Origin of the sequence: Paludisphaera mucosa (genome assembly GCF_029589435.1) — a bacterium.
In the GTDB taxonomy this organism is placed as follows: domain Bacteria; phylum Planctomycetota; class Planctomycetia; order Isosphaerales; family Isosphaeraceae; genus Paludisphaera; species Paludisphaera mucosa.
Window position 1 is genome coordinate 1,126,131 of sequence record NZ_JARRAG010000001.1, and the last position, 12,595, is coordinate 1,138,725.

8 protein-coding genes are annotated in these 12,595 nt (G+C 68.2%); 2 read left to right on the forward strand and 6 right to left on the reverse strand.

Features of this window, described 5'->3' with window-relative positions; genetic code table 11:
- The first annotated feature begins 191 nt into the window (after positions 1 to 191).
- Positions 192 to 1,178 (forward strand): DUF1570 domain-containing protein, encoded by a 987-nt coding sequence (locus tag PZE19_RS04645; protein ID WP_277859404.1) that lies wholly within the window; start codon positions 192 to 194, stop codon positions 1,176 to 1,178.
- Positions 1,179 to 1,192: 14 nt separating this feature from the next.
- Here the strand turns inward: PZE19_RS04645 and PZE19_RS04650 are convergent, their stop codons facing one another.
- From PZE19_RS04650 to PZE19_RS04665, 4 genes are all read right to left on the reverse strand, one after another.
- Positions 1,193 to 3,142, reverse strand: a complete 1,950-nt coding sequence (locus PZE19_RS04650; protein ID WP_277859405.1) for a preprotein translocase subunit SecA — start codon at positions 3,140 to 3,142, stop codon at positions 1,193 to 1,195.
- Between the two features lie 161 nt (positions 3,143 to 3,303).
- Entirely contained in the window at positions 3,304 to 4,317 is a 1,014-nt protein-coding gene (locus PZE19_RS04655; RefSeq protein WP_277859406.1) for a cell division protein FtsQ/DivIB, read from the reverse strand.
- A 100-nt stretch (positions 4,318 to 4,417) separates the two neighbouring features.
- On the reverse strand, positions 4,418 to 5,302 hold the full coding sequence (gene murB, locus PZE19_RS04660; protein WP_277859407.1) for a UDP-N-acetylmuramate dehydrogenase: 885 nt from the start codon (positions 5,300 to 5,302) through the stop codon (positions 4,418 to 4,420).
- Between the two features lie 139 nt (positions 5,303 to 5,441).
- Positions 5,442 to 6,206, reverse strand: a complete 765-nt coding sequence (locus PZE19_RS04665) for a hypothetical protein (protein WP_277859408.1) — start codon at positions 6,204 to 6,206, stop codon at positions 5,442 to 5,444.
- A gap of 185 nt (positions 6,207 to 6,391) precedes the next feature.
- On the opposite strand from PZE19_RS04665, the gene PZE19_RS04670 reads away from it, so the two are divergent.
- Positions 6,392 to 8,746 carry a hypothetical protein gene (locus PZE19_RS04670; protein WP_277859409.1) on the forward strand — a complete coding sequence of 785 codons (2,355 nt, stop codon included), beginning with the start codon at positions 6,392 to 6,394 and terminating at the stop codon, positions 8,744 to 8,746.
- On the opposite strand, the gene PZE19_RS04675 is transcribed toward PZE19_RS04670, so the two are convergent.
- Positions 8,642 to 11,284, reverse strand: a complete 2,643-nt coding sequence (locus PZE19_RS04675) for a serine/threonine-protein kinase (protein ID WP_277859410.1) — start codon at positions 11,282 to 11,284, stop codon at positions 8,642 to 8,644. The two genes, PZE19_RS04670 and PZE19_RS04675, sit on opposite strands and share 105 nt — an antisense overlap.
- Positions 11,285 to 11,324: 40 nt before the next feature.
- Complete coding sequence (locus PZE19_RS04680) at positions 11,325 to 12,383, reverse strand: Gfo/Idh/MocA family oxidoreductase (protein WP_277859411.1); 1,059 nt, start codon at positions 12,381 to 12,383, stop codon at positions 11,325 to 11,327.
- Positions 12,384 to 12,595: the final 212 nt, after the last annotated feature.

Sequence of the window (12,595 nt, forward strand, 5' to 3'; positions counted from 1 at the left end):
GAGCCGCCGCCTTGGAGGAGGGCTCGTCACGCGAGGGAGCCGTGGTGTTGCGTCTTGATCCAAAACCATCCCTGTCGGGCCCGGACGGGACCCGGTCGCCCTTTTCTGGACGCGGCGAAGTATAATCGAGTCGTCCCCTCGCGCCGAGACGAGTTGTCGGCGGCCGATTTCGCACGTCGGAGCCTTGTTCCATGACTCGGGATCTCGCCGAATGCAACGGCTCAAGGCGGGACTGGATTTATCGTGCGACGGCGACATTAGGTCTCTCGGCGCTCGGCGTCCCGCCGCTTTGCGACCGGCTCTCGAACGCCGAGGAGCCGCCGCCGGCCGCCGGCGAGCCCGAACGGATCGCCAAAATCGAGGCCCAGGCGAAGCACGCGGGCGTCACACCGATTGGGGTCTCCAGGACGACCCACTTCCTGGGCGTCGGCAACGCGTCGGGCCCGTTTCGCAAGCAGGCCCTGGAGATCTGCGAGGCCCTCGGCCGGGTCTTCCTGAAGCACCTACGCGACCGAGGATTCCGCGTCGTCTACCCGGATCGACGCCTGATGGTCGTGGTCCTGCGGGACGCGATCTCGTACGGCTCGCTCGTGGGCGAGGCCCCGGGCAAGGACGTCGGCGGCCACTTCGACCTGGACGCCGACCGCCTGGTCGTCTTTGATTTCCGGCCCGATCAGGGCGTCGGAGGCACGGCGGAGCGGATTAATACATTTACGCTCGTTCACGAAACCGCCCACCTGCTCACCTTCAACACCGGGCTGCTGGCGGCCGACCCAGAGCCTGCGAAGTGCATCACGGAGGGCCTCGCCACCTATTTCGAGATGTGGCGGCTGGCCTCGAAGGCGCCGGTCGGGCGAATCAATCAACCCCGACTGATCGCGATCCGCGACGCCTTGAAGGCCGGCGAACCGTGGATCTCGACGAAGAGCCTGATGACCGAGGACGCGCTCTTCGACGACCCCAAAACGGCCCAGCTCGCCTACGGACAGAGCTGGCTGATGATGTACCACTTGCTCTCATCCCGCTCGATCTGGCCGAACGTGGTCGACTACCTGGCCGACTTACGGACGAATGGACGCGGCGGCCGCGTCGCGATGCTTGAGAAGCATCTGGGGCCCATCGCGACGCTCGACGATCGGCTCCGGACTCTAGGCCGGGATCTGGTTCGCGGCCTCTGACGTCGGACGAGTACTCAGCCCAGGACGGGGTTGAGACCCATGTTGGTGCGCATCTCGGCCCGCTGCTTTTCGTAGTGCATGAGGAGCTTGCGGTCCCGGAAGTGCTGCCGCTCCTTGCGCTGCTGGGCGTTGACGAAGAACCGGCGCCAGCGGGCGTTGGTCAGCTCGCCGCGGCCGGCGAGGCGGGCGCGGATGCGCCGGGCGGGCTTCTCGCCGAAGGATTCGACGATCTCGTCCTCCAGGCAGACGAAGAACTGGCATCGGCCCGGGTCGCCCTGGCGGGCGGAGCGGCCGGCGAGCTGGCGGTCGATCCGCCGCGACTCGTTGCGCTCGGTGCCGATGACGTGCAGCCCGCCCAGGTCCGCCACGCCCTCGCCGAGCTTGATGTCGGTTCCGCGACCGGCCATGTTCGTCGCCACCGTCACCCGCCCCTTCTGGCCGGCCTGGGCGACGATCTGGGCCTCGATCTCGTGGTTCTTGGCGTTGAGCACCTGGTGCTCGATGCCCGCCTCGGCGAGCAGGGCGCTGAGGTGCTCGGACTTCTCGATCGACCGGGTGCCGACCAGGACGGGCGCACCCATCCGGTTCCACTCCACGATCTGATCGGCGACCGCCTGGAACTTCTCCACCTCGTTCGAGTAGACGCGGTCGGGGAGCCAGATGCGGGCGCAATGGCGGTTGGTCGGGATCTTCATCACGCCGACCTTGTAGATCCGCCGCAGCTCGGCCGCGTCCGAGGTCGCGGTGCCGGTCATGCCCGCGAGCTTCTTGAAACGCTTGAAGAAGTCCTGGACGGTGACCCGCGCGGCGGTGATCGTCTCGAGCGTGATCTCCAGCTTCTCCTTGGCCTGGATCGCCTGATGCAGGCCGTCCTGCCACTGGCGGCCGGGCATCATGCGGCCGGTGAACTCGTCGACGATGACGATTTCGCCCTCATGGATCACGTAGTCGCGGTCGCGAAGGTAGGCGATCTGGGCGCGAAGGGCCCGCTCGACGTACTCGTAAAGGGTGTCGACCGTCAGCATGACGAACGACGGGTGGGCCGCGCGCGATTGCACCTTGCGGCGGCCGGCCGCGCTCAGCTCGGCCTTCTTCTCGATCGGGTCGTACTTGTAGTCCTTGATACGTACGAGCGTCGCGGCCAACTGGTCCGCGCCGTAGTAGGCGGAGGCCTCTTCCTGGGTCGGCTGGTTGTTGGCGCCGATGATGAGCGGCGTCCGGGCCTCGTCGATCAGGATGCTGTCGGCCTCGTCGACGACGGCGAAATTGTGCGTCCGCTGGACCGGCGTCTCGGCCTCGAGGTGGTTGCCCTGGCCGAGGAAGGCCTGCTCGAACGACTTGCGGTGGGTGTCGCCGAGCTGGAGCCGCTTGAGCTCGTCGCGGAGGAAATCGAAGCCCATCTCCTTGCTCGTGCCGTAGGTGATGTCGCAATTGTAGGCCTTGCGACGCTCCTGGTCGGCCATACCGGTCTGGATGCAGCCCACGGTCATGCCCAGGTGGCGGTAGACCTGGCCCATCCACTCGGCATCGCGGCGGGCGAGGTAATCGTTGACCGTGACGACGTAGACGCCCTTGGCCGGCAGGGCGTTCAGGAACGCGGGCATGGTGGCGACGAGCGTCTTGCCTTCGCCCGTCTCCAGCTCGGCGATGCAACTGTTGTGGATCGCCACGCCGCCCACGACCTGGACGTCGAACTGACGCTGGCCGATCGTTCGCTTCGCGGCCTCCCGGGTGAGCGCGAAGGCCTCGGGGAGCAGGACGTTCAGGGAGTCGCCCTGGCGTGAACGGAGGCGGAGGTTGTTGGCCTTCTCCCGAAGCTCGGCGTCGGTGAGCGGTTCGAAGACGGGCTCGAGCGCGTTGACGCGCTGGACCTGCACGGCGTACGAGGCGAATCGGCCGGCCGTGGTCGGCCCGGCGAGCCGGGACACCTGGTTGATCCATCCCACGCCGAGTCGGCTTGCCATGGTGCTTCCTCTGACTTCGCCTGGATTTCCGACCTGAAGGTCCGCCGCGTCCGACGCCCCGCCCGGGGCCGGGACGGATCCCGCCGTAGGAATAGGACGTCCGACGGCGACGCCTTCCCAGGAAAATCCTCGCCATCCGCCGGGATCGACGCGCGACGCCCTCACGGGTTGGCGGCGGAGGCGGCCCGGATGTAGCTCAGCCCGGATCGGCCGAAGGTCCAGTAGTCGCGCGGGCGCTCCGGCTTGAGCCCGCCGTCCTGCGCCCGCTTTGCCAGCATGTCCCATTTCTCGGCGGCCGACGGTTCGCCCGGCTGTTCGTCGCCCGGCCCTCGGCCCCACAGGATGAAGGCCCCCGGCGTGGTTTGGACGAACCATCCCCGATTCAGCTTCGGGTCGTCGTGGATCGCCAGGACCTGGAGCGAGGGCTCGGCGACCGCCTCGGCCTCGCGTCCAGGCTCCAGGAAGAACCCGGCGAGCTTCGCCGCCTGGACGATCCCGCGATCGACGGCGGCTCGCTCGGGGGTTTTCGCCGTCTCTGTCCTCCAGATCTTGCCGACGCGATCCTTGTCCGGGAGCGTGAGTCCGTGGACCTGGATGGAGATCAATCGACCGAGCCGTTCGGTGTCGATATCCTGCTGCGGCAGGATGCAGCCTTCGCGGTCCAAAACGACCTGGTCGGCGGCGGTGACCTGGACCCTGGCGACGGGGATGCGGTAAGCCAACCGCACCACCAGTCCGCGAGGTGGGAATGCGATCGACTCGACCCGCTCGACCCAGGGGAAATGCTTGAAGACGTCGCCGATTCGATCCGGGTCGACGTCCAGGACGGGGAGGACCTCGGGCTCGTTGGCGTTCCGGCGGACCCGATCCAGGAAGGTCGCAGCCCCGCCCCGGAAGCACGACGGGGGGGGGACGGGCAGCTCGATCCGATCGAAACGGAGCTGATACCGAGGCTGCTTGTGGAGCCACGCCACGGCGGAGGACACGGCGTGTCCGCCCGCATAGGCGAGGACGGCCAGGATGCAGGCGGTCAGCACGCAGGCCGTGGCGAGTCTGCGGACGTCGAGCCGGCCGGTGGTCCGGACGAATTCGAATCTGCGGGGGCGAGAGGGGACCTCCGGGGCGTCGTCATCGCCGTCCGACGCGACGATCCGGGGAATGTCGCGGTAGTTCATATCCCCGGCTCCTCCCTGATCGGCCGGCGCGCGACGACCCGGCCGCGGTGGACGGCCGGCGAACTCCCTCTCGCCCACTCCCGTCCCGAATGTCCCCATGCTACCAGATCTGGAGTTGCAGTTCCAATTCGTAGCCGAACTGCTGCCAGACTCGCTGCTGGATCTGGTCGATCAGGTGGAGGACGTCGTCCGACTTCGCCCCGGGGTGGGCGATGATGAAATTGGCGTGCCGGTCGGAGATCTCGGCCCCACCGTGACGCGTCCCCTTCATCCCCGCCTGATCGATGAGCGCCCCGGCGGAGATGTCGGCGGAGGGGTTCTTGAAGATGCAGCCCGCCGACTGGTGGCCGTAGGGCTGGTTCTCTTTCTTGACGATCCAGATCCGCCGCATGCGCCGGACGACCGACTCGGGGTCCTCGCGGGAAAGCTCGAATTCCGCCGACAGGATCACCGGCTCGTCGAGGTTCGATTCCCGGTCGACGAAGCTGAGGTCGTCGCGCTCCCGCTCCTGGACTTCGAACGAGGAGTCGAGAACCGCGACGCGACTCACGTACGGTCCGATGGCCCCCTGTCGACTGCCGGCGTTGCCGCGAAGCGCCCCGCCCACGGTCCCCGGAATGCCGGTAAGAATCTCCAGGCCGGCCAGGCCGGCGCGGGCGGCCTGCGAGATCAGGGCCGTGAGCGGCACTGCGGCCCCGACGGAGATCCGTTCGTCGACGATCGCGACGTCGGAGAAGAAGGGGCTCTCCATGTGGACTACGAGTGCGTCGACTCCCTCGTCGCGCACCAGGACGTTCGTCCCGCCCCCGAGGAGTCGGAAGCCGATCCCTTCGTCGTTCGCGCGGCGCAGGACGGCACGCAAGTCCTCGATAGTGCGAGGTTTGGCGAAATAAGCGGCGGGTCCGCCGAGCCGGAACCAGATCAGCGGGGCCAGCGGCTGGTTCTCGGCGACGAACTCCCGGAATTCCTGGAAAGGATGCTGCAAGCGACGAACCCCAACTGGCGACCGAACTCTCCCGAATATGATCGGGCGCATGGTAGCCTTAAGGCGTATGACCGTCAAGCGCGCGGCGAGGACGGTCGAAGGGGCCCCGCTTCAACCCTAACCAGGAGAGGCTCGCGGCTCATCGGGGGCCGGTCCCAGGTTTGGCCACCTTCGCCAGATCGGCCACGCGCGAGTCGCGGAAGGCCTTTAAGGTCCGGCCGCCGTCGAGCCGCCATCCCGACTGGTCGTCGCCCGAGAGGATCATCGTGACCTCCACGGCGCCGCCGATTTTCATGTTCGTCGAGACGTCGGGGACGGCGAACCCCAGGCGGCCTACCGGCTGATCGGGACGGATCGAGGCCACGACCTCGGAAAGTCCGGGGCCGGGGGCTTCGGGCTTGACCGTTAGCTCGACAGTTGGAGTGGCCGACTGCAGGTCGCCGTGTTCCCGAAGCTCGGGCAGGATCGCCTCCGAGAGTTCCGCGGCCGCGTCGCCGGTGCCCGAAACAGAGAGCTTGCGAAGCGTCGGCACGTCGTTGCGGACCAACGCGTGGGCGATCTTGACCGCCTGATCGTCGCGGCTCAAAGGTCGAGGCCCGCGCACGAGCGGACGGGCGACCCAGATCAGGAGCACGAGGACGGCGGCGAGGGCGACCTTTGGCACGATGGATTTCAATCGGGCGACCCAATGATCCACCTCTTCCTCGACGTGATCGAGGGCGTGGACCGGGTCCGGATGGTGCATCGCCCCCTTGGCGAGGTCGGGGGGAGGCCCCGCTACGATCTTCCCCGCGGAAGTGAGGTGGAAGCTCTTGAGGCACTTCTTGCACAGGAGGCGCGTGTCGACCTTATCCTTGGGGACACGACCTTCGGCGCCGCACGAGGGGCAATGCATCGAAACCACGACGGTCCTCCTCTCCCTTCGAGCGTCGAACGTCTTCGAGGATTTCGCGTTGCGTCCCCATTTATTACGATACGGGCTACAGGGGCCGTTGTGTCTTCCCAGCAAAATATTCAGGTTTCCTTGAATCTTAAAGACGTCGTCGTCGCGTGCGCGACGTCCCGATCCACCGCACGGCGGAGCCGAGGTTGAACACGAAGAAATTCCGACTCGATGCGCCCAACACCGCCTGCTTCTGGACCTTGGCGCTCGCCGCGGCCCTGCTCTCGGGACTTCTGGTCGGCGTCGAGCCGGTGGGCGGCGACCCCGACCGCATGTATCGGCCGATCAAGGCCGAGCTGGCGCGGTCGCTGGCCGAGGCGAGGCTGCCGTTCTGGTCCGACCGCGTGGGGCTGGGCTTCCCGCTCGTGGCCGAGAGCCACGCGGCGGCGTTCTACCCGCCCAACCTGCTGCTCTACCGTTTCCTCTCCGTCCCCTTCGCCTATCGCCTTTCGATGTTCCTGCACTACCTCTTCATGGCGGGTGCAACCTACGCCTACGCCCGTCGCCTGAAACTCACTCCCTACGGAGCGAGCCTGGCGGCGCTGAGCTTCAGCTTCTGCGGGTTCCAGTCGATCCATTCGAGCCACGAGTGGTCGTACCACGCCTTGCCGTACCTGCCGCTCTGCCTGCTGTTGGCCGAGCGGATCATGGCCGAGGGCCGCGTGCTCCCGGTCGCCGGGCTGGGCCTGGCCTACGGCCTCCAGTTGACGGTCGGCCATTTCCAGGTCCAGTCCTGGACGGCGGGGCTCGTGCTGGCGACGGGGATCTGGCGGACGCTGGAGTCTCCTCGACATATCTTACGGGTGCTCGGAGTCATCGCGGGACTTGCCTGGGGGGCGGCGATCGCGGCGGTCCAGCTCGGCTCGAGCTGGGAACTGGCTCGGTTCGTCGGCTACGACGATCGGCCGTTCCTGGAGCTGGCCTTCTTCGGATTTCCCCCGGCCCACTGGGCCGAACTCGTGGTCCCAAGCTGGCTGCGCGGCATACCCGGCGGCCCCGAGGCGAATTACTGGTACGCGCTGGGGACGACCGGCTACGAAGCTTGCCTGTACATCGGCACGATCCCGCTCATCTTCGCGTTCGTGGGCCTGCTCTCGAAGGGCGGCTCGGCCATGCGATTCTGGATCGGCGTGACGCTGGCGACCTTCATCCTGGCCGTCCTGCCCGGCGTCTGGCTGCAGGGCTTCGAGTGGGTCGCCTCGCTCCCGGGGATGGGGCTCTTCCGGGCGCCGGGCCGGTTCCTGGCGCTCACGAGCCTGGGACTGGCGCTATTCGCCGGGCATGGCCTCGATCGTGGCGGGAGTCGCGTCCTGGCGTGGACGGGCCTGGCGCTCGCTCTGGTCTTCGCCGCGACTGGTGCCTGGTGGGTCGTCTCCTGGTCGTGGCGGCCGGACCACGTGCGGGAACTAGGGGGCGACCGCCTCCTGATCCGGCTTGCGATGGCCGGGGGCGCCTGGTTGATCGCGGCGATCCTGGCCGCGGCGTGGCTACGCGGGCGGGTCCCCGCGCAGGTCTTGCTCGTCGCCACCGCGGCCGAGCTGGGCGGGCTCTATTACACTTCGACGACGGATTGGGGCTGGGCCGTGCCGGTCCCGGGGTCGAGCCCTATACTGAAGCGGCTCGCCGCGGAGAAGGACGTCGGCAAGGTCGCCGGCCTGCTCAGCGACATCCCCTTGCGGTTCGGGATGGCCCCGCTCTTCCCGTATACCGGTTTTGCAGCCCCGCCTCCCCATCGCTATTTCTCCGCCTTCACCCAGCGCAACGTACCCATGAACAGCCCGCTGACGGCCGCGACGTCGCCGGGCTATTTCTTCTATCAACACACCGACTTGCTTTCAGGATACGGAGCGACGCACGGCGTGTGGGACGGTCCGGTGGATTCGCCCTCGGTCGAGATGATCGTGCAGCAGCGAGACGAAACTCTCGATCGTCTCGTCAACCGGCCGGCCGGCGCGCCCGCTCATGCGTCGTGGCGACTGTACCGGATCAAGGACGCGGCACCCTTCGCTCGCGCGGTCGGGCGAGCGGGAGACCCCTTTGCACCAATAATTGAGGGCCGATCTCAGAAGTTCGCCTATCCCTTTGCACCCCCGGACGCCACTCGCTCCGAGGTCACTTCGTGGGATGGCCGAACCGCGATCGTCGATCATGACGGGTCGTGCGCGGTCGTCTTGAATCGGATGTTCTACCCCGGCTGGACTTACACCATCGACGACGGTCGCGAAGAGCCCGTCAGCCGCAACTCCTTCTTCGTCCAGACGGCCCAGGTCCCCGGCGCTGGGACCCATCGAGTGACGTTCACCTATCGACCATCGTACCTTGTCCCGACGGCGATGTTGAGCGCCGGTTCCCTCTTGCTGGCCCTCGCGATATTGGGATGGGGAGCGTACCGACGATCACCATCGCCGCGAAAGAACGATGCCGATCGCAAGGACGACGACCCCGAACAGCATCGCCTGAGTCGGGGCGTCGAAGGTGGGGGCCAGCCACCCAAGGGATAGGCCCAGGATCGGGCCGAACAGGATGAGCCCGCCCGCGAGGTAGGCGAAAAGGCCCACGATCCGCGAACGGAAGAGGGCGGAAACGGCGAGCAAGAGTCCCGCGGTGCCGACGTTTGCGACGAGGATGGATCGCCAGGGACCCGGAATCCAGGGATCGCCGAGCGGCTGGAACCATCGCGACGGCTCGACGGGGATGTCGACGTGGACGTCAGTCAGGGCCTTCGGATCCGCGTTCTCGGCCGCCGCCTTCGCCGCCCGGCCGATCTCCTGGGCGGCCCGGCCGACTTGCTCGGCGGTCACGACTTGATGCGAGTGCATCCAGTACGCGAAAACGCCGAGGAGCAACGCACTCAGGAGGAGACGAGGGAGGCGGCCGAGGGTCCGAGAAGAGAGCGCGTCGACCCGGCGGGCCAGCGGCCCCGGGCCGGCCTCGCGGCCGGCGAGGATCCGCTCCGGATCCTCGATGGCGTCGCGCAGATGTTGCGAGATCGTCGGCCCCGCCGCGCCGGGGGCGCGTCGGCCGGCCGTGAGGGCGGCCTGTTCGTCCCGCCATTCGCGGGCGGCGGCGATCAAGGCGCGGGAGACGCGCCGGGAATGCCGCCGGGCGGTCAGGAGGTTCAACCCCTCGGCCTCGAATCGGGCCTCCTCGACCTCCTGAAAGAGTCGCCGGAGGCGCCGCTCACGGCGCATCTCGATCATCGCGGCAAGCAGCCTTTCGAGCCGGCCCGACCACCAACGGCGGGCTTCGCCGCTCGGGGCCGAAGGGTCGTGCAAGGCCCGCAGCCGCTCGGCCCCCAGCGCACGCTCGCCGAAGATCGACGCGAAAAGCGACTCCCAGCCTTGACCCGCCGCGCTGATCAGGGCGTCACGCAGCCCCCGCTCGTCGACGCCGGCCTGGCGGAGGCGTCGCAACGGCGTTTTCACCCGCCGGACCGTCTCGTCGCGTTCGGCGAGATACGGCCGTTCCACGTAGTAATGGAAGGCGCCGCCCAGGGCCCCGACGCACGCGGCGAGGAAGAGCATGGGGCACAGGTAGCCGCCGTAGATCGTCAGGCCGAGCAGGGCGACGACTCCGATACCTGTCGCGATCCAGGAGCCGATGCCGTCGCCCAGGAAGACCTCGCGCAGCAGGTCGAGGAGCCCGAATGGTCGGAGCGACTTCGACGCCAGGGCCAGGGCCGCCGCCGACAGCATTCCGAAGCCCGCGACGATGAACATGGGACGATAAGCGCCCAGGACGAACAGCAGCAGCAGGAAGGCCAGCCACACGCCCCCCGCGGCCATCAGGATCCGGCTGCGCAAGCGCGCGGCGGGAGCGTCGTTCATCACCGCCGACCCTTCCCGGACGGCAGCGCGGTACGCCGCGTCGTCGGCCGCCGTCCGACCCTGCCGCAGGCCGAGTGCGTTCTCGAGGACGTCGATCACGATGTCCATGCTCGGATAGCGTTCCTCGGGCGTCTTGCGCGTCATCGTGACGATGGCGTCGGAGATCGAGGAGGGGAGGCCGGGGGCGAACTCCTGGGGCGGGATGAGAGCCTCGTTCTGATGGCTGGCGATCAGTTCTGCAGCCGTGGCCTTGGCGTACGGGGGCCGGCCCGTGACGAGTTGGTAGAACGTGCAGCCGAGCGCGTAGACGTCGGCGCGCCCGTCGATGACGAGCGCGTCGCGGGCCTGCTCGGGCGCCATGTAGATCGGCGTGCCGACGGCGGCTCGTTGAACGATCGCGGCCTTCGCCGCGACGTCCTCGGCCGCGGTTCGTCCCTTACCTCGCGGTCCCTTCGAGCCGCCCTGGTCGCGGGCGCTCTCGGCCGCGGCCAGCGACGGGGTCGTCTCCAATCCCAGGTCGTCGACGACGACGAGACCGTCGCGTGTGAGCCGCAGGTTCTCGGGCTTCACGTCGCGGTGCCAGATCCCCTGCGCGTGGGCGACCGCAAGTCCGCGCGCCGCCTGGAGGATCCACCCCGCGGCCGCGCCGGGATCCACCTTCCCCCGCCGCGCCAGCTCCTCGGCGAGCGAGGTCCCCGGCACATATTCCATCGCCGTGAACGTCGCGGTCCCGTCGCGGTCGATGTCGACGATCGGGATCAAATGAGGGCTCGCGACCTGGGACGTCGCCAGGGCCTCCCGCAGGAAGCGTTCGACGAAGATCGCGTCGCGCCCGCGGTCGGCCGCCACGGACTTGAGCACGACCCGGCCGGCGAGCGAGAGGGGGCGGGCGAGCAGCGATTTCCCTCGTGGCCCATGCCCGAGGAGCTTCAAGACGAAGCAGCGCCCGAAAAACCGGGGCGTGCCGCGCGGCAGGCGGCTGTACCCAGGTTCCGGCTCGTCGGCTTCGAGGGTGGTCGGGATCGCCTCGAGCGATGGGGAGGTGGCATCGGGATTCGCTGTAGACGCCGCCGCTACGACGGGGGCGACGGCCTCGCCCGCCGGAATCTCGAGGACGAACGCGGCCTGGCAGCTCGGGCAACGCGGCGTGAAGCGACCGGGCGAGACGTCGACGATGCGGATGGGATGACGACACGAGGGGCAGTGGATCACCAACGCAAGAACCCTCCGCGGCACGCCCTCCGGCGTCGCCTCACGATCCCCATGGGCCTTCGACGCTAGTACGCTCCCGCGAGGATTCCAGGGCCGCCTCGAGGACTCGCACGACTTCGCGCCCTTGCTCGGCGGTCACGGCCAGGGGCTCGTCCCGAGTCAGGTGCGCCGCAATGTTCGCATAGAAGCCGTCCCAGTGCGATCGCACCGAGGGCAACCGCCGTCGGATCGTCTTCGGATCGCGGGTGGCCGGATCGGGGTCGGCGGCCGTGGAAAGCAGGCCTTGCTGGCTCTCGGACTCGTCCGCCCGATCGATGTCGCCTCCGCGAAGCGCGTCCTCCTGCGGATCGACCCCGAACTTGACGTATCCGCCTTCGGTCCCCACGACCCACCACCGGGGTCGGTCGATGCGGCAGATGCGGCTCGTCTCGGCCTGGAAGATCGCCCCGTCGAACTCCAGGATGATCCGGCCGTGTCCGCCGATGTCGACGCCGTCCCAGGGGCTCTCGAACAGCCACGACGTCAGCCGTCGACAGGGACCGAGCCCGAGCTGGAGCGCGTGATCGACCATGTGCGCGCCCCAGTCGTGGAGGATCGTCCCCGACGCCCCCAGCTCGCCTCGCCAGCCTTGCGGGGCCTTGAAGCGGCACACCGCGCTCTCGAATAGCAAGGGCCGGCCGATGGTTCCTTCGTCGAGGATTCGCCGGATGGTCGCGAAATCCCAGTCCCAGCGCCGGTTGTGGAAAACCGAGAGCATCCGACCCGAACGGTCGCGGGCGGCGATCATCCGATCGGCGTCGGCGGACGTCAAGGCCATGACCTTGTCGACGACGCAGTGCCGTCCCGCGTCCAGCGTCTTCACCGTCATCTCGGCGTGGACGTCGTGTGGCGTCGCCAGGACGAGCAGCCCGACCGCGGGATCGTCCAGCGCCTCGTCGAGGCCCGAGAACGTCTTCACGCCGCGCTCGGCCTCGGCCCGCTCCCGGACCTCGGGTTTGCGTGCGACGACGCCGTAGAGCCTCAGCGCGGGCTGCCTCTGGATGAGCGGGCTGTGCAGCTCACGGCCCGCCATACCGTATCCGACGACCACCGTGTTCATGAAGCCGGGCCCGGGGGAGGATGCAAACCCGTCGCGCGATCGTCGCCCGACGCGATCCCTGATTCTAGTATTCCCGACGCCGCGATACGACGCGAGCCCTGGTCGCGACGATCGGCCGAACCCCGAGGAAATTCATTGCTGCGTCGCCGGAGATCATTTTCCGCAGGCAGTTCGGTCTCCTACATCGGGAGCGGTTGATTTGACCACGGAGC

Coding starts and splice junctions, on each gene's coding strand:
- PZE19_RS04655 (WP_277859406.1), bottom strand. CDS start 4,317: ATGAACTACCGCGACATTCCCCGGATCGTCGCGTCGGACGGCGATGAC.
- PZE19_RS04680 (WP_277859411.1), bottom strand. CDS start 12,383: ATGAACACGGTGGTCGTCGGATACGGTATGGCGGGCCGTGAGCTGCAC.
- PZE19_RS04650 (WP_277859405.1), bottom strand. CDS start 3,142: ATGGCAAGCCGACTCGGCGTGGGATGGATCAACCAGGTGTCCCGGCTC.
- PZE19_RS04645 (WP_277859404.1), top strand. CDS start 192: ATGACTCGGGATCTCGCCGAATGCAACGGCTCAAGGCGGGACTGGATT.